The organism is Streptacidiphilus melanogenes (genome assembly GCF_000787835.1).
Taxonomy (GTDB): domain Bacteria; phylum Actinomycetota; class Actinomycetes; order Streptomycetales; family Streptomycetaceae; genus Streptacidiphilus; species Streptacidiphilus melanogenes.
Genome location: NZ_BBPP01000011.1, coordinates 154,829 through 171,676, shown reverse-complemented (window position 1 = coordinate 171,676; position 16,848 = coordinate 154,829). Strand labels below are relative to the sequence as shown.

Here is a 16,848-nt window from a genome sequence, read left to right as displayed (position 1 = left end):
CCGGGGCGGAGGCTCCGAACCTTGGGGGCGTGCGCGTCGCGGCGGACCGTGCGCAGCCGGGGCCGGTCCCCGCGGACGCCGTCCGGGCGGTTCCGGCCCCGGCTGCCGAGGTGGAGGTTCGGCCCTCGCCGGGTCCGTCCGCACCGGTGGCCGGCGCGGTCCTGGCCACTCCCGCAGCCGCTCTTCTGGTGCCGACGGTCCCGAATCCCGCCCCCATGACTCGGGTCGTGCCGGCGCCGGTCGCGTCGCCGGCGCTGCCCCGGGAGGTCCCGGAGCCGCTGGAGCGGGCGACAAGTCCAGGCGCCCTCGCCTCCGCGGTCCCCGTCCCGACACTGCCTGCTCCCGCGTTGCCCACCGTCCCGGACGGGAGGGACCCGCGTCCCACCATCGCCGCGGCGTTGCACGGCGGTGATCTCCCTCGTGCCGCCTACCTGATCGCCGACTGGGAACGGATGCTGCTGCGCCACCAGGGGCCGCGAGCGCCGCAGCTGGCCGACGTCGCGGAGGCGCAGGCCCAGCTCGCGCTCGCCACGGCGGATCTGGGAGGGGCGACCGAGCGCCTCATTGAGGCGGCTCGCCTGCGCCTGTGGCACCTTCCGGGCCAGGCACCGGAGTTGGCAACTGCTGTCGACAACGCAGTGGCGATCTGGGGTCGGCTGCCGCGCGACGAGGCGCTGCGACACGGGGCCGCGCTGCTGGCGCTGTGCCGGGCGGTGCCCGCCGCCGGCGTCCGCCTGCCCGTGGTCGAGGCCCGGTTGGCGGAACTCGCCGAGCGGACGGGGCTACGCCGTCGGGGACGCTGAGTCGGCGGCCGGACGCCGGGTCCGGCCGTGCGGGTTCCGCGTTCCGACCGCGAAGGCGCGCGGTCGAGGAGCGGAACCCGCGGACCGCTCAGGTCAGCTGGACTTCCACGTGTCGGCGAAGGAGCCGCCCGCTATCGATCCCGGCTGCGCGCGGACCTTGGTCCCCGCGCTGTTGACCATGGTGATCTCGGTGGGCGAGGTGTTGCCGAAGGCCTGACCACCGGCGGTGGAGTTCGTGAAGGCCACGGTGCCGAAGTTGGCCAGCTTGGCGATGCCGCCGTTCACCTCGGGGGCCTCGGCGATGACCTCGGCCGAGCTGTCCTGGTAGCCCGAACTCCCGGCGGCCGTTGTGGACTTGCTCCAGCCCTCGGTGCTGTCGGTCAGCGTCATCGTGAAGGTGCCGTTCCCGTTGTCGGTGACGGTTGCGGTGAGCGAGTCGCCGCCTGCGACGGTGACGCCCGAGTACGCACTCTCGGACGCGGGCAGCACCTCCCACCACGCGCCGTACGTGGCCCGCCCGCCGATGCAGTCGGCCTCGGTGCCGGTCTGCTCCAGCGCCGAGTTGCTGTAGCCGTCGAGCCCCACCCAGAAGGAGGAGTACGTCGTGGTGGAGCTGCAGCTGACGGACGGTTGGACCCACGAGGCGGACACGGACTTGAACGCCCCCGTGGAACCGGTCGCGGCGTAGCCGGACCAGTTGGTGGACTGGACGGCGGCGTTGGTCGTCGCCCGGCGCACGGCGTGGAAGGCGTGACTCTCGTGGCCGGCGATCGCCTGGCTGAGCTGTGCGGGAGCGGAGTGGGCGGCCGTGGGGGCGGCCGCGAACGCCGGGGTGGACAGTGCGGCCGCACCGACGCCGACGGCGATGGTGAGCAGCCGGACCGAACGCCTCATGGGCATGGGAGCTCCTTGGATGTGGAGGGGACCGAAGCCGCGGGTGGGGGTGTCGATCTCCGCGGCGGACCCAGCGTCAGGTGTTGCCCATGGCCCTGACAAGGCATGTCCGGGCGTTCAGTTTTGAGAGAACTGAAGCGGTGTCCCAAGCGGGTTCCGCCTCGTGAATTCACAGGTTGCGACGGCTCCGCCTGGGTAACGTCTGCTCAAGATCCTGGGACGGCGGTGCCGCTGGCGCCGCTGTCGCGGACCTCGGGCGGGGGAGTGGCGAGAAGGGCTCGAGGAGCCCGCTGACACAGGGAGCAGGAAGGCCGTGCTGTTCACCCCGCAAGCCCTGACGACGTCGGGCGGTTCCGAGGCACGGCCGAGGACGGATGACCGGTCCGGAGGGCCCTTCGACTTCGACGTGGCGCTCCGCGAGGCCATCGCAGAGCGGGGTCTGACCCTGGAACGGATTGCGGACCGGCTTCGCGCCCGCGGGATCACGCTGTCGGTGGCCACGCTGAGCTTCTGGCAGAACGGCCGTTGCCGCCCCGAGCGGGCCAGGTCGCTTGTCGCGCTCGCTGCCGTCGAGGAGGTGTTGCGGCAGCCGCCGGGCGCGCTCTCCGCCCTCCTCGGCCCGCCGCGGCCGCGCGGACGCCGTACCGGGGCGGCGTCCTGCGGCACGCCCCTGTCCGAGGTCTGGACAAGGGACGGTCAGGACCCGGGCCTGTGGCACGCGTTGGACACCCGCTGGGACCTCACCCTCAGCCGGCTGAGCTGCCACAGCCGCCTGAACGTGGACGCGGAACGCCGTCAACGTTCCCTGTGGAACCGGCGCCTGCTGCGGGCCGAAGGCGACGGAGCGGACCGCTGGATCGCCGTTCTGCGGGCCGACCCCGCCGCGACCGCGCCGGAGGTGGAGGTCGCCGGCCCCTGTCGCCTGGGCACGGTCGTGCACGCGGTGGACCACGGTCTGCTGGCGGCCGAGATCCTCTTCGACCGGCCGCTGGTGCGAGGCGAGTCGGTCATCGTCGAGTACACCGCCCACTGGGCCCCGGCCGGGCCGCCCGTCTCCCGGCTCGGCACCCGGCTGAACCGCCGGATCAGGGAACGTCTGCTCGAGGTCCGATTCGACCCCGCCGCGCAGCCCCGCAGCTGCCACGTGTTCCGCTCCACCGCGGTCCAGACCCCTCCGCAGGAGCGGTTGCTGCGACTGGACCGGGCCTGCACGGTGCACGCCGTCGCCCTGGGGGCGGGGCCGGGACGCTTCGGTATCCGATGGGAGTGGGAGTGAGGGCTCCCACCGCCGGGGAGAACCGGACTGGCGCGCCGGGTCGGACCTCGGCCGGCGCGTCGCACACGTGCACGGCGCGGCCGAGGGGTCGTCCTTTCGGACGACGAGGGATGAACGGATGGCCGATCCCGGAGCGACCCCGGCGTTGCTGGGCTGGAGGACGCGGGGGCCGCACCCGTCGAGGGGTCACCACATGTCCGACCACGTATCCGCCGCGCTTGCCCTGCCCGGCGACATCAGCTCGGCCAGCGCGCGCCCGGCGCGCGCTGGCCGCCCTCGTCCCCGACGACGAGACGGCCGTCGACGGTCGGTTGCTGCTGTCGCAGGTGACCGCGCTGGGGGGCGCCGTCACAGCTGGTGCGACGACGGCAGGCGGCCGGCGGGTGACCGCGGTCCTGCCGGAGCTGGCCCGGGAGCGCGCCGCGGGTGCGACGGGCGCCGCCGGGTGAGCTGTCCGGGGGGTGTGGCCGGGCGGTGTGCTGCACCGTCGCGGGTCGCCACGTCGGGTCAGTGCCCGGTCCCCACCCCCGCGGAGCCGCCCTGGTCCGCCGGGGTCGGGACCGTCGACGAGCCCGCGGCGCTGCCCGCCGCAGGCGCCGGGCGCTTGCCGCGCAGCAGCGAGGCGACGGCGGCGACGAGCGCCATCACGGCCGCCGCGCCGAAGACGGTGACCAGGCCGTGGTGGAACGGGGTGGAGACCAGCTCGGGGAAGAACCGGTTGCCGGTCAGCGTGTGCACGCTCTGCGCGGGCAGCGTGTGCAGCACCCCGCTCGGTCCGAGCAGGTGGCCGATCGGGTTGTTGCCGAGGAATGTGGCGAACAGCGTGGCGACCGGCGGCAGTCCGGCAACCTGCTCGGCCGTCCCGGCCGGGACGCCCTGCGCCTGGAGGCCGCTGCTGAGCGTGTGCGGGAGCGAGCCGGACAGGCCGACGACCATCAGCGAGAAGAACAGGCCGATGGACAGGGCCGTGCCGGAGTTCTGGAAGGTCGACCGCATGCCGGAGGCGACCCCGCGCTGCCCGGCGGGCACGCTGCCCATGACGGACGAGGTGTTGGGCGCGGAGAACATCCCCTGCCCGAGGCCGCTGACGAACAGCAGCGCCGCGAAGGCCCCGTAGGAGAAGTCAACCGGGAGCGCCACCAGGCCGAGGAAGGACCCGGCGACCAGCAGCAGGCCGGTGGTCGCGAAGAAGCGGGGGCCGTAGCGGTCGGAGAGCCAGCCCGAGGCGGGGCCGCCGATGAGGAAGCCGACGGTCAGCGGCAGCATGAAGATGCCCGCCCACAGCGGGGTGCGTTCGAAGCTGTAGCCGTGCAGCGGCAGCCAGATGCCCTGGAGCCAGACGATCAGCATGAACTGCATGCCGCCGCGCGCGATCGCGATCAGCAGCGCGGCGATGTTCCCGGCCGCGAAGGCGCGGATGCGGAACAGGCTCAGCTGGAACATCGGATCGGCGACCCGGGTCTCCGCGAAGCAGAACACGGCCAGCAGGCTCACGCCGCCTGCAAGGCCCGCGATCACCCAGGGGTTGGTCCAGCCCGTGGAGTGGCCGCCGTAGGGCTGGATGCCGTAGGTGACGCCCGCGAGCAGGCAGGCCGCGCCCGCCGTGAAGGTGATGTTGCCGATCCAGTCGATCCGCCCCGGCTTGCGGGTGCCGACCTCGCGCAGGCTCCGGTAGGACCAGAAGGTGCCGACGACGCCGATCGGGACGCTGACCCAGAACACCGCGCGCCAGTCGATCGCCGCGAGCACGCCGCCGGCCAGCAGGCCGAGGAACATGCCCGCCAGGGCGGTGATCTGGTTGATGCCGAGTGCCATCCCGCGCTGCCGCGCGGGGAAGGCGTCGGTGAGGATCGCGGCGGAGTTCGCCGTCAGCATCGAGCCCCCGACCGCCTGCACGATGCGGAACCCGATCAGCCAGAGCGCGCCGCTCGCCCCGTGCAGGGGGTCGAGCGAGAGGGCGAGGGAGGCGGCGGAGAAGACCAGGAAGCCGAGGTTGTACATCCTGACCCGGCCGAACATGTCGCCGAGCCGTCCCAGCGCGACCACCAGCACGGCGGTGGTGAGGGTGTAGCCGAGGATCATCCACAGCAGGTAGCCGATGTTGCCGGGGGAGAGCGGGTCCAGGCCGATGCCGCGGAAGATGGCGGGAAGCGAGATGATCACGATGGAGGCGTCCACCGTGGCGATCAGCACGCCCAGGGTCGTGTTGGACAGCGCCACCCACTTGTAGCGCTCGCTTCTGACGGCGCTCGCGCCTGAGGCCGGGTTCTGCTCGGATATCACAGCTGCTCCGCGATTCGTTCCAGCAGGGGCATGACGTCGAGAAGTTGCTGCTGCTCGGCGGGGGAGAGCGAGGTGCTGACGGCCGCCGTCAGCCGTTGCAGTGAGGCCGAGCGCCGGTCGGCCAGGAAGCGCAGGCCCTCCGGGGTGAGCGAGACGACCTGGCGGCGCCCGTCCGTCGCGTCCTGGCGGCGGCTGACCAGCCCGCGGTCCTCCAGGCCGCCCAGCGTCGTCGCCATCGCCTGCGGACGGACCCGCTCGCACGCGGCCAGCGCGCCCGGCGACATCGAGCCGTCCCGGTCCAGCCGGGCCAGTACCGAGACCTCCGACAGTGTCTGGTCGCCGACGGCGTGGGCCTGCCGCAGCGCCCGAGCCACCCGCCCGACGCTGAGCCGCAGGGCCACGGCCAGTTCCGAGGCGTGCTCGAGCGGCTCGGGGGGCTGGGCTGGTTCGGTGTGCGCGGGGGTCGGGATGGTGGTCACATACTTACACTAGATTAATCAGTCTGATGTAACTACCCCCCCTCTCGAAGTCGCCTCGAAGGCAGCCCCGACAGCAGAAAGGCCGGACACGCCTCTCGGGCGTGTCCGGCCGAACCACCGGCGGCTGCAGGTCAGGCGAGGGTGACCTCCACCGGCAGCTTCTTGATCCCGTTGACGAAGTTGGACCGCACCCGCGGCACGTCGCCGGTCAGGCGGATCGAGGAGAGGCGCGGGATCAGCTCCTCGAACATGATCCGGATCTCGGTGCGGGCCAGCAGGTTGCCGAGGCAGAGGTGCGGGCTGCCCTTGCCGAAGCTGACGTGGTCGTTGTCGGCGCGGGTGACGTCGAAGTCGTAGGGGTTGCCGAAGACCTTCTCGTCGCGGTTGCCCGAGGCATACCACATGACGACCTTCTCGCCCTCGCGGACGGTCTTGCCGCCGAGCTCGACGTCGCGCGTCGCGGTGCGGCGGAAGTGGTAGACGGGGGAGGCCCAGCGCAGGAACTCCTCGACCGCGACCGGGATCAGGGAGGGGTCCTCCTGGAGGCGGGCCAGCTGCTCGGGGTGCTGGATCAGGGCCAGCATCGAGTGGCTGATCGTGTGCCGGGTGGTCTCGTTGCCCGCGACCACCAGAAGCAGGAAGTAGTTGTCGAAGTCCTGGGCGCTGAGCGGGACGCCGTCGCGCGGGGTCTCGTTGACCAGGCGGGAGACCAGGTCGGTGCCACTGCCGCCGCGGCGCTGCCGGGCCAGCTCGCGGCCGTAGTCGAAGACCTCGAGCGAGGCGGGGGAGCGGAACGGCAGGTCGCGGTACTTCTCGCTCTCCTCGCTCTCCAGCAGCACGTCGGCGTACTCCGGGTCGGTGTTGCCGATGATCCGGTTGCCCCAGTTGATCAGCTTCTGGTTGTCCTCCGGCGGCACGTCCAGCAGCCGGGCCAGCACGTTGATCGGGAAGTCCGCGGAGACGTCGGCGACGAAGTCGAAGCTGCCCTTGGCCAGCGCCTTGTCCAGGGTCGTCGCGGTCAGGCCGCGCAGGAAGTCGGCGTACTGGTTGATGGTGCTCTGGCCGAACTGGCGCTGCAGCACGCTGCGCATCGCGCGGTGGCGGACGCCGTCCAGCTCCAGGATGGAGGCGCGCTTCTTGATCTGGTCGTCGTCCAGCTCCTCCAGGTTCACGAACCGGGTGGAGGTGAAGGTCTCGGCGTCGCGGTCGACGCGCGCGATGTCCTCGTGGCGGGTCACGGCCCAGAAGCCGGAGTTGGGCTCGGGCTCGGGCTGCCAGTGGACGGGGTCCTGGTGGCGCAGGGTGTGGAACATGCGCCAGGGGGTGACGCCGTCGGTGAAGTTGTCGAGGTCGGCGAGGTCCACCTGGTCCAGCGGCAGGGGCACGTGCACGGAGTCGAGGGGGAGGATGGTCACGGGAGGCTCCAGGTGGGTCAGAGATGGTAGGCGTACTCGTCGAACTCCCATTCGGTGACGTGCCGTTGGAAGCGGTCGATCTCGTGGCGCTTGTAGGCGAGGAACGAGGTGGTGAACCCCTTGCCGAGCAGCTCGGTCAGCGCGTCGTCCGCCTCCAGGGCGTCCAGCGCGTCCGGCAGGCTCGTCGGCAGGACGGCGGAGCGGCTGACGTCGTAGCCGTAGCCGTCCAGCGGCGCCGGGGGTTCCTCGCCGGCCTGCACGCCGAGCAGGGCGGCGGCGACGGTCGCGGCGATCAGCAGGTAGGGGTTGGCGCTCGCGTCGCCCAGACGCAGTTCCAGGCGTGCGCCGGAGCCGCGCTCGGGCGGGATGCGGACCATGGCGCTGCGGTTGTCCAGACCCCAGTCGATCAGCCACGGCGCGAGCGTGTCCGGGCCGAAGCGCTTGTAGGAGTTGACCGTCGGGTTGGCCAGCGCCGCGAGCGCGGGCGCGTGGGCGAGGATGCCGGCGATCGCGTGGCGGGCGGTGGCGGAGAGGCCGAACGCCCCGGCCGGGTCGTCGAAGATGTTCGCGCCCTCGGCGTCGGTGCAGGACAGGTGCAGGTGGAAGCCTGAGCCGCCGGAGCCGTTGAAGGGCTTGGCCATGAAGGTGGCCAGCTTGCCCTCCAGCCGGGCCAGCTCCTTGACCGCGCTCTTGAAGCGGAACGCCCGGTCGGCCGCGTCGAGGGCCTCGGAGTGGGTCAGGTTGATCTCGAACTGGCCGCCGTCGAACTCGTGGTTGCCCGAGAGCACGCCGATGCCCAGCTCCCGCAGTTGCCGCAGGGTGCGCAGCAGGTGGTTCTCCGGGTCCGCGCGCAGGCCGGCGGTGTAGACGACGCCCTCGACCTCGGAGTAGCGCCGCCAGCTCCCGTCGGGGCCCTGGGTGCACAGGAAGTACTCCAGCTCGGGCCCGACGACCGGCCGCAGGCCCTGCTCGGCGCAGCGGGCGAGGACGCCGCGCAGCAGGTCGCGCGGTGATTCGGGGGCCGGGGCGCCGGTGGCGGGGTCGGTCACCTCGCCGAGGCAGGCGGCGACGCCGGGCTCCCAGGGGAGCGCGACGAGGGTGTCGAGGTCGGGCCGGACGGTGACGTCGGGCAGCCCCGCGTCGAGCCCGCCGGGGACGGGGACCACATGGCCGAGCGGGCTGGTGTGGTAGACGGCCCGGCAGAAGGCGAGGCCGTGCTCGCAGGCCGTGGGCAGGTGGTCGAGCAGCACGTCGCGGGCGCGGTCGGTGCCGATGAGGTCGGGGTAGACGACGCGGACGACGTCGACGCCCTGCGCGGCCAGCTGCTGGAGCCGGGCGCTGAGCTCCGGGGAGGGGGATGCGCTCACTGATGCCTCCTGGGGCGGGCAAGAGCGGGGTGCAGGGGAGTGGGGGCAGGTCCCGCGACAGGGGGCGTGGGACGCCGGCGTCTGTCGTTTGGCCTCAAACGCTAAGTGTCGTTCGTGGAAGTCGCAAGAGGTGACGAGAAGAAATTTATCCACCTGGATAGCTATTGACCAGACCCCTCGGCCGACTTAGCTTATTTGAAGCCAAACGAGTTCGGGGCGACCCCCAGCCCCGTTGGCAAGGAACCGGCAGTCGGCCGCGGCGCGGTCGGCTGCCGGGACCCTCCCCTCGCGCCTTTAGGAGGACCGGCCATGAAGGTCGTCGTCGACATGAACAAGTGCCAGGACCACGGTCAGTGCGTCTTCGCCGCCCCCGACGTCTTCAGCTTCGACGACGCCGGCCGCCTGGCCTACGTCAGCGAGCCCGACGAGGCGCTGCGCGCCGAGGTCGAGGAGGCCGCCGACGTCTGCCCGCTCCAGGCCATCCGGATCGAGGCCTAGACGATGATCAAGCTCCCTGGGCTGACCGGCCGGATCGTGGTCGCCGGGGCCTCCATGGGCGGACTGCGTGCCGCCGAGCAGCTGCGCGCCGCCGGATGGCTCGGGTCGATCACCGTCGTCGGCGAGGAGCCCCATCTCCCGTACAACCGCCCGCCGCTGTCGAAGGAGGTGCTCGCCGGCAGGGCGCCGTTCGAGTCGCTGGCCTTCGCGCTGCGCGACTCCGTCGCCGACGTCGAGTGGCGCCTCGGCACCCGCGTCACCGGGGCGGACCTGGACGACCGCTGGGTCGAGCTGGAGCGCGTCGACGCCGAAGGCACCGAGGGCGCCGGTGAGCGGCTGGCCTTCGACGGTCTCGTCGTCGCGACCGGCATGCGCCCGCGCCGCCTGCGCTGCCCCGGGCCCACGGTCGGCCGGCACACCGTGCGCACCCTCGCCGACGCCGAAGGGCTGCGGACCGAACTGCTGCGCCCGGGCGTTCGCGTGGTCGTCGTCGGCGCCGGCTTCATCGGCTGCGAGGTCGCCGCGACCGCCGTCGCGCTGGGCGCGGCCGAGGTCACCGTCGTCGACCCCGAGCCGCTGCCGATGCTGCGCCCGCTCGGCGAGGTGACGGCCCGTGAGCTGCTCCGCCGCCACCGGGAGCGCGGCGTCCGCTTCGCCCTCGGTACCGGCGTCACCGCCTTCACCGGCGACGAGCGCGTGACCGGCGTCCTGCTGGGCGACGGCACCGAGCTGCCCGCCGACGTGGTGGTGGAGTCCGTCGGCTCCGTCGCCAACACCGAGTGGCTGGCGGGCAACGTCCTCGACCTCAGCGACGGCGTGCTCACCGACGAGCAGCTGCGCGTCGGCGGCCTGCCGCACGTGGTCGCGGTCGGCGACGTCGCCCGCTTCCCCAACCCGCGCTACGACAACGTCCCGCGCCGCGTCGAGCACTGGTGCATCCCCGGCGACACCGCCAAGCACGCGGCTCGCACGCTCGTCTCCCACCTCGTCGGCGAGACCGCGGGACCCGCGCCCTTCGCCCCGCTGCCCACGTTCTGGAGCGACCAGCACGACTTCCGCCTCCAGTCCTTCGGCGCGCCCGTGCTCGGCACCGGCGACGTCCGCGTCCTCGACGGCGACACCAGCGGCGACGTCGTCATGGGCTACCACCGCGACGGCCGTCTCGTCGGCGTCGTCGCCCTCGGCGGCCGCGCCGCCGCCGGTGCGGCGGTCCGCTACCGCGCCGAGCTGCTGCGGCAGCCCGCCCTCACCGCCTCCTGAAGCGCCCCGAGCGCCGCCCCCCGCTGACGCGTCCTCCCCAGAAGGAGTCCACATGACCGCCCTGCGTGGCTGGTTCCACCCCAAGAGCGCCTCGGGCCGCTCCTCGCTGATCCCCTCGCCGCCGTGGCACTACTCCGGCGACCTGCTCACCATCGAGTACCGAACCGATCCTGCGCGGGTCCGCGAACTGCTCCCCGAGCCACTGGAGCTGGCGGAGGAGGACCCAGGCGCCGTCGCGCTGATCTGGGCCGACTGGCAGTCCTGCTCCGACAGCCGTGAGGAGCTGCTGGACCCGGTGCGGTCCCAGTACAAGGAGGCGTTCGCCGTCGTCCGCTGCTCCTACCAGGGCCGGACGTACTCGCGCTGCGTCCACATCTGGGTCGACAAGGACTTCGCCATCGCCCGTGGGCTGCACCAGGGTTACCCGAAGAAGCTGGGCTCGATCCAGATGACCCGCCCGCACCCGTTCGGCCCCGCGCCCCGCATCGAGGCCGGCGCCCGCTTCGGGGCGACCCTCGCCGCCGCCGACCGGCGGCTCGCCCAGGCGGTCGTGACGCTGCGCGAACCGTCCGGGACCAACGGCTTCGTCAACGGCCACCCCATGGCGCACCACCGCTGGCTGCCGTCGATCGAGAAGGGCAAGGGCCTGGCCCTGGACGAGCTCGTCGAGTCCGGCGCGGCCGCCTTCGAAGGCGGACAGGCCTGGGCCGCCGACGCGGAGCTGGAGCTCTTCGATGCTCCGACCGAGGAGCTGGCCCGGCTGGAGATCCGCGAGCCGATCGGCGCCTACTACCGCCAGGTCGGCGTGACCTGGGACGGCGGGCGACTGCTCGCCTCGGACACCACCACGGTCCTTCAGGAGGAGCCGGCATGAGCGACCGTCATCTCACCACCGTGGCAGGCGTCGAGGTCGACACGCGCCACTTCATCGGCGGCCGCCGCGTCGCCTCCGCCGGGACCTTCCCCGACCACTCGCCGATCGACGGCGCCCTGCTCGGCGATATCGCCCGTGGCGGCGCCGCCGAGGCGGAGGCGGCCGTCGCCGCCGCCAAGGCCGCCTTCCCCGCCTGGGCCGCGACGTCCCGCGCCGAGCGGGCCCGCATCCTGCACGCCGTCGCCGACGGCGTGGAGAAGCGCCTGGAGGACCTGGCGCAGGTCGAGACCCACGACAACGGCGCGCTGCTGCGCTCGCACCGGCGCGGCGTGATGCCGCGCGTCGCGCACAACTTCCGCTTCTTCGCCGACTGGCTGCTCTCCCTCGACCACGAGGACTTCGAGACCCGCGGCCACACCAACCACGTCTCCTGGGACCCGGCCGGCCCGTGCGTGCTGATCACGCCGTGGAACGCGCCGCTGATGCTGGCGACGTGGAAGGTCGCGCCCGCCCTCGCGGCCGGGGACACGGTGGTGCTCAAGCCCGCGGAGTGGTCGCCGCTGACCGCCTCGCTGCTGGCCGACATCGCCGCCGAGGCGGGCCTGCCGGACGGCGTCCTCAACGTCGTCCAGGGCTACGGCGCGGAGATCGGCGACGCGCTCACCTCCCACCCGGACGTGCGCCGGATCAGCTTCACCGGCTCCGTCCCGACGGCCAGGCGCATCGCCGCCTCGGCCGCCGCCAACCTGACCCCGCTCAGCCTCGAACTGGGCGGCAAGTCGCCGCTGCTGGTCTTCGCCGACGCGGACCTCGACCTGGCGGTGGACCTCGCCGTCGAGCAGTACGACAACGCGGGCCAGGTCTGCCTGGCGGCCACCCGCTTCCTCGTCGAGGCCTCGGTGGCCGAGGAGTTCACGCGACGGTTCACCGAGCGGGCCGCGCGGCTGGTCCAGGGCGACCCGCGTGACGAGGCCACCGACATCGGGCCCAACATCCACCCGCGCCAGCTGGAGAAGATCGACGGCTTCGTGCAGCGGGCGGTGGAGGCGGGCGCGCGGGCCGTCATCGGCGGCCACCGCGGGGACGGCCAGTGCTACGCCCCGACGCTGCTGACCGACGTGGCGCAGGGCAGCGAGATCGTGCAGGAAGAGGTCTTCGGACCGGTCCTCACGCTGCAGACCTTCGCAGACGAGGCCGAGGCCGTCGCGCTCGCAAACGACACCCGCTTCGGACTGGCCGCCACCGTCGCGACGGGCTCGCGCGAGCGGGCGGAGCGGGTCACCGCACAGCTGGTCGCGGGCACCGTGTGGGTCAACTGCTTCTTCGTCCGCGACCTCCAGGCGCCCTTCGGCGGCGCCCGCCACTCCGGCGTCGGCCGTGAGGGCGGGAACTGGAGCTTCGACTTCTACTGCGACGTCAAGAACACCGTGACGGCGCCCAAGGGTTGGGACCGGAAGGGATCGGTGGAGCATGGGTGAGATCGTCGGTGCGGGCCTGCTGGCCCACGTCCCCACCATCGTGCTGCCGGAGGCCACCCGGCGGGAGCTGAACGAGGGCCGGGAGATCACCCTCGTCACGGGCCTGCAGCAGCTGCGCCGCGAGGTCTTCGAGCGCGAGGACTACGACACCGTCGTGGTGCTGGACTCGCACTGGGCCACCACCGTCGAGTTCGTCGTCACCGCCCAGGACCGGCGCGCGGGGCTGTTCACCTCCGAGGAGCTGCCGCGCGGCATGTCCCGGATGCCCTACGACTACCCGGGCGACCCCGAACTGGCGGCGAACATCGCCGAGTTCGCGGAGAAGCACGGCACCTGGATCACCGCGGTCGACGACGCCTACCTGCCCGTCTACTACGCCACGATCAACCTGTGGAAGTACCTGGGCGAGGGCCTGCCCGACAAGCGCTGGGTGACCATCGGCGTCTGCCAGACCGGGGACATGGAGGACCACCTCCGCCTGGGCCGCGCACTCGCCGACGGCATCGCCGCCACGCCCGGACGGCGGGTGCTGCTGATCGCCTCCGGCGCGCTCTCGCACACCTTCTGGCCGCTGCGCGAGCTGCGCGACCACGAGTCCAGCGACACCCGGCACATCTTCACCCCGCAGGCCCGCGAGGCGGACCTGCAGCGGATCGAGTGGTTCAGGCAAGGCCGCCACGACCGGGTGCTCGACACCATGGACGAGTTCTGGCGGTTCAAGCCGGAGGCCCGTTTCTTCCACTACCTGATGATGGCCGGCGCGCTCGGCGAGCAGGCCTGCACCGCGCCCGGCCGCCAGTACGGGGAGTACGAGAACTCCATCGGCACCGGCCAGGTCCACCTCTGGTTCGACCGGCCCGCGGCCGGCTGGACCGCACCGCGGGGCGGCGGTGTCCGCCACGACCCCCACCATCACGTCGACCCCCACGGGGAGGGATTCTGATGCCCGAATACCGCCGCATCCTGCTGGAGGGCGCCGCCGTCCAGGTCGTCCGAGAGGGCGAGGAGCTCGTTGCCGCGGACGGCCGCAGGGTGAAGACCGCCGACGCGCAGCACCTGCCGCCGGTCGTGCCCAGCAAGATCATCGCCGTGCACCTCAACCACCGCAGCCGGGTGGACGAGTTCCAGATCGGCCTCGGCCCGGCGCCGACCTACTTCCACAAGCCGACCTCCTCGCTCAACTCCCACCGCGGCGCGGTCGTGCGCCCGGAGGGCTGCAGGTGGCTCAACTACGAGGGCGAGGTCGCCATCGTCATCGGCCGCACCGCGCGCAACATCTCCCCGGCCGAGGCGGGGGAGTACATCGCCGGCTACACCGTCGCCAACGACTACGGCCTGCACGACTTCCGCGACACCGACGCCGGCTCGATGCTGCGCGTCAAGGGCTCCGACACGCTCTGCCCGCTCGGGCCCGGCCTGGTCACCGACTGGGACTTCCGCGGCAAGTCGCTGCGCACCTACGTCAACGGCGAGGTGGTGCAGGACGGCTCGACCGACGAGATGGAGTGGGACATGCACTACCTCGTCGCCGACATCGCCCGCACCATCACGCTGTACCCGGGCGACGTACTGCTCTCCGGCACCCCGGCCAACTCGCGCCCGGTCCAGCCGGGCGATCTGGTCGAGGTGGAGGTCGAGGGCCTCGGACGGCTCAGCAACCGGATCGTCACCGGTCCCACCCCGATCCGCAGCGACGTCGGTGCGCAGCCGACGGAGTCAGAGGAGGTCCTCTCCACGGCGCTCGGCGGCGACTGGGAGTTCCGGGGCGTCCGGCCGCCGAAGCGCTGATCATGGCGTCCGGCCGCGCGTCGGCCCGCCTTGTTAAGGTCACCGGCATGACGGAGACGGACGAGGCGGGCGAGCCGCGCAAGCCCCGTAAGGCGCGCAAGGCGGTCAACTACGGCACCGGGCGTGAGGCGCTGCTGAACGCCGCCGTCAGGGTGGTGGCCCGGGGCGGGCTGCGCAAGCTCACCTACCGGGCCGTCGCGGAGGAGGCCGGGGTCACCCACGGCCTGGTCGTGCACCACTTCGGCTCGCGCGACGCCCTCATCGAGGAGGCGCTCGCGCACACCGTCCGGACCAGCCTGACCATCAGCGCGCTGGAGACCGGCACCGGAAGCGTCGCGGACTTCTCCGCTGGCGTCTCGGAGATGGTCAGCTCCGACCCGGACACCCAGGCGTTCCAGTACGAGCTGCTGCTCGAAGCCCGCCGCCGCCCCGAACTGCTCGGGCACGTGCGCGGCCTGTACGACGAGTACTTCGACGCGACCCGGCGCGAGCTTGCGCGCATCCTCCCTCACGGCGCGGACGAGGGCCTGACCAGGCTCGTCTTCGCCGCCCTGGACGGCCTCGTGCTGCACCAGCTGGTCTTCGGCGGGCCGGAGACCACCGAGGCCGCCATCGCCCGGCTGCGCTCCCTGCTGCGGCTGCTCGACGCCGCGGACGGGGACACGGGCGCGCCCGATCCGTCCGCCGACTGAGACGCCTGCGCACTTCTGTCCGGTTTGTCCTGGCCTGCCGGTACGCTGAGGTATGCCCCTGGGGGCATACCTTTGCACCCATCGGCCGTGACCAGATCTTGACCGCCGACCGGAAATCCACCGCCCCGAACCCCTTGCCAAGTGGATAATTCCGCCTCAGGATGAGGCAACTCGTTTGGCTCTAAACAGTAGCCTCCTCCCCAGCAGGTGATCCGAGTGGACTCTCCGACGGTCGTAGCCGACCCCACCACCCAGGAAACCGCCCCCGCCACGGGCAAACTGAAGCCCAACGCCCTCGGCGTCCTGGGCATCCTCTTCTTCGTCCTCTCCGCGCAGGCGCCGCTCACCGGCATCGCGGGCGCGGTCCCCATCGCCATCGCCTTCGGCAACGGCGCCGGCGCCCCGGCCGCGTACGCGGCGGTCGGCGCGATGATCCTGCTCTTCTCCGTCGGCTTCGTCGCCATGGGCCGCCACGTTGTCGACGCCGGAGCCTTCTACACCTACATCGGCAAGGGCCTCGGCCATGCCACCGGCACCGGCAGCGCCGCCGTCGCGCTCTTCGCCTACTGCTCCGTGCAGGCCGCGATGTACGGGCTCTACGGCGCCACGGTCAGCGGCCTGGTCGCCCAGTACACCGGGGCGAACCTGCCCTGGTGGCTCTTCGCCCTGGCCACCATGGCCGTGGTCCAGGTGCTCGGCGCGACCGGGATCGAGATGGGCGCCAAGGTGCTCGCCGTCTTCGTGATCGCCGAGTCCAGCATCCTCGCCGCCTTCGCCCTGGTGACCTTCTTCAAGGGCGGCGGCCCGCAGGGCCTCGACTTCACCCACAGCTTCTCGCCCAGCGCCGCCCTCAAGGGCGCCCCCGGCGTTGCGCTGATGTTCGCGGTGGCGTCGATGTTCGGCTTCGAGGCCACCGCCATCTACGGCGAGGAGGCGCGCGAGCCGCGCAAGACCGTGCCGCGGGCCACCTACCTCTCGGTCACGGTGATCACCGGCTTCTTCGCCTTCATCTCCTGGATGCTGGTCTCCTCCTACGGCGCCTCGCACGTGGCCGATGCCGCCACCAAGGCCGTCAACGGCGGCGACAGCACCGGCTTCGTCTTCGCGCCGATCGCCGCCCTCTTCGGCGGCTGGGCCGGGACCGTCCTGCCCGTGCTGCTGGCCACCTCGCTCTTCGCCGGAATCCTGGCCTTCCACAACTCCGCCAACCGCTACCTGTTCTCGCTCAGCCGCGACGGCCTGCTGCCGCGCCGCCTGCGCACCCTCAACGGCCGGCACGCGCCGTGGGTCGCGGGCTGCGTGCAGACCTGCATCGCCGTGCTGCTGGTCGTCCCGTTCGCGGTGCTGGGCAAGGACCCGGTGCTGACGCTCTTCTCCTGGCTCAGCGGCGTGGGCGTGCTCGCCTGCATGCTGCTCTACCTGCTGACCTCGGTGTCGGTGATCGTCTTCTTCCGTCGCTCGCGGCTCGACCAGCGGCTGTGGAACACCCTCGTCGCACCGATCCTCGGCGCGCTCGGCCTCGGCGGCGCGATCTGGCTGATCCTGGCCAACTTCACCACCCTGATCGGCGGCAGCAAGGCCACCGCCACCTGGCTGGTCGTCGCCGTCCCTGCGGTTCTGGCCGTGGGCGCGGTGGTGTCCCGGCTGACGCGCGGCCGTCGCCGCACCGTCGCGTAGTCGGCAACCCCCCTGGGTGTGCGCTTCGCAGCGCACACCCATCCCCTTGACGTTTGAACCCAAA

At 72.3% G+C, this 16,848-nt stretch carries 14 protein-coding genes and 1 pseudogene; 10 read left to right on the top strand and 5 right to left on the bottom strand.

What is annotated here, in order from left to right; genetic code table 11:
• Window positions 1-803: pseudogene (locus tag TR49_RS15360) on the top strand (hypothetical protein); the annotation flags it as partial.
• 93 nt (window positions 804-896) lie between these two features.
• Here the strand turns inward: TR49_RS15360 and TR49_RS15355 are convergent.
• Window positions 897-1,703, bottom strand: coding sequence for a G1 family glutamic endopeptidase (locus TR49_RS15355; RefSeq protein ID WP_052434315.1), 807 nt, complete (start codon window positions 1,701-1,703; stop codon window positions 897-899).
• A gap of 307 nt (window positions 1,704-2,010) precedes the next feature.
• Between TR49_RS15355 and TR49_RS15350 the strand changes: the two genes are divergently transcribed.
• A complete protein-coding gene (locus tag TR49_RS15350) occupies window positions 2,011-2,973 on the top strand; it encodes a helix-turn-helix domain-containing protein (RefSeq protein WP_236653373.1) in 963 nt (320 codons plus the stop codon).
• A gap of 507 nt (window positions 2,974-3,480) precedes the next feature.
• Here the strand turns inward: TR49_RS15350 and TR49_RS15345 are convergent.
• The 4 genes from TR49_RS15345 to TR49_RS15330 all read right to left on the bottom strand — a co-directional run bounded on the left by TR49_RS15345 (window position 3,481) and on the right by TR49_RS15330 (window position 8,517).
• A complete protein-coding gene (locus TR49_RS15345) occupies window positions 3,481-5,256 on the bottom strand; it encodes an MFS transporter (RefSeq protein ID WP_236653372.1) in 1,776 nt (591 codons plus the stop codon).
• Window positions 5,253-5,735 (bottom strand): MarR family winged helix-turn-helix transcriptional regulator, encoded by a 483-nt coding sequence (locus TR49_RS15340; RefSeq protein WP_236653371.1) that lies wholly within the window; start codon window positions 5,733-5,735, stop codon window positions 5,253-5,255. The genes TR49_RS15345 and TR49_RS15340 overlap by 4 nt, the downstream gene beginning before the upstream one ends.
• Window positions 5,736-5,866: 131 nt before the next feature.
• Complete coding sequence (locus tag TR49_RS15335; protein ID WP_042381943.1) at window positions 5,867-7,150, bottom strand: cytochrome P450; 1,284 nt, start codon at window positions 7,148-7,150, stop codon at window positions 5,867-5,869.
• A gap of 17 nt (window positions 7,151-7,167) precedes the next feature.
• Window positions 7,168-8,517, bottom strand: coding sequence for a glutamine synthetase family protein (locus tag TR49_RS15330; RefSeq protein WP_042381940.1), 1,350 nt, complete (start codon window positions 8,515-8,517; stop codon window positions 7,168-7,170).
• A 309-nt stretch (window positions 8,518-8,826) separates the two neighbouring features.
• Between TR49_RS15330 and TR49_RS15325 the strand changes: the two genes are divergently transcribed.
• The 8 genes from TR49_RS15325 (at window position 8,827) to TR49_RS15290 (ending at window position 16,784) form a co-directional block, all read left to right on the top strand.
• Entirely contained in the window at window positions 8,827-9,015 is a 189-nt protein-coding gene (locus TR49_RS15325) for a ferredoxin (protein WP_042381938.1), read from the top strand.
• Window positions 9,016-9,018: 3 nt separating this feature from the next.
• Window positions 9,019-10,275 (top strand): NAD(P)/FAD-dependent oxidoreductase, encoded by a 1,257-nt coding sequence (locus tag TR49_RS15320; RefSeq protein ID WP_174501578.1) that lies wholly within the window; start codon window positions 9,019-9,021, stop codon window positions 10,273-10,275.
• A 52-nt stretch (window positions 10,276-10,327) separates the two neighbouring features.
• Window positions 10,328-11,149, top strand: coding sequence for an acetoacetate decarboxylase family protein (locus TR49_RS15315; protein ID WP_042381936.1), 822 nt, complete (start codon window positions 10,328-10,330; stop codon window positions 11,147-11,149).
• Window positions 11,146-12,627 carry an aldehyde dehydrogenase gene (locus tag TR49_RS15310; RefSeq protein WP_042381934.1) on the top strand — a complete coding sequence of 494 codons (1,482 nt, stop codon included), beginning with the start codon at window positions 11,146-11,148 and terminating at the stop codon, window positions 12,625-12,627. Before TR49_RS15315 ends, TR49_RS15310 begins: the two co-directional genes overlap by 4 nt.
• Window positions 12,620-13,570, top strand: coding sequence for a 3,4-dihydroxyphenylacetate 2,3-dioxygenase (locus tag TR49_RS15305; RefSeq protein ID WP_042381930.1), 951 nt, complete (start codon window positions 12,620-12,622; stop codon window positions 13,568-13,570). Before TR49_RS15310 ends, TR49_RS15305 begins: the two co-directional genes overlap by 8 nt.
• Window positions 13,570-14,415, top strand: coding sequence for a fumarylacetoacetate hydrolase family protein (locus tag TR49_RS15300; protein ID WP_042381928.1), 846 nt, complete (start codon window positions 13,570-13,572; stop codon window positions 14,413-14,415). The genes TR49_RS15305 and TR49_RS15300 overlap by 1 nt, the downstream gene beginning before the upstream one ends.
• 47 nt (window positions 14,416-14,462) lie before the next feature.
• Window positions 14,463-15,107, top strand: a complete 645-nt coding sequence (locus TR49_RS15295) for a TetR/AcrR family transcriptional regulator (RefSeq protein ID WP_042382080.1) — start codon at window positions 14,463-14,465, stop codon at window positions 15,105-15,107.
• Between the two features lie 216 nt (window positions 15,108-15,323).
• A complete protein-coding gene (locus tag TR49_RS15290) occupies window positions 15,324-16,784 on the top strand; it encodes an APC family permease (RefSeq protein ID WP_042381925.1) in 1,461 nt (486 codons plus the stop codon).
• Window positions 16,785-16,848: the final 64 nt, after the last annotated feature.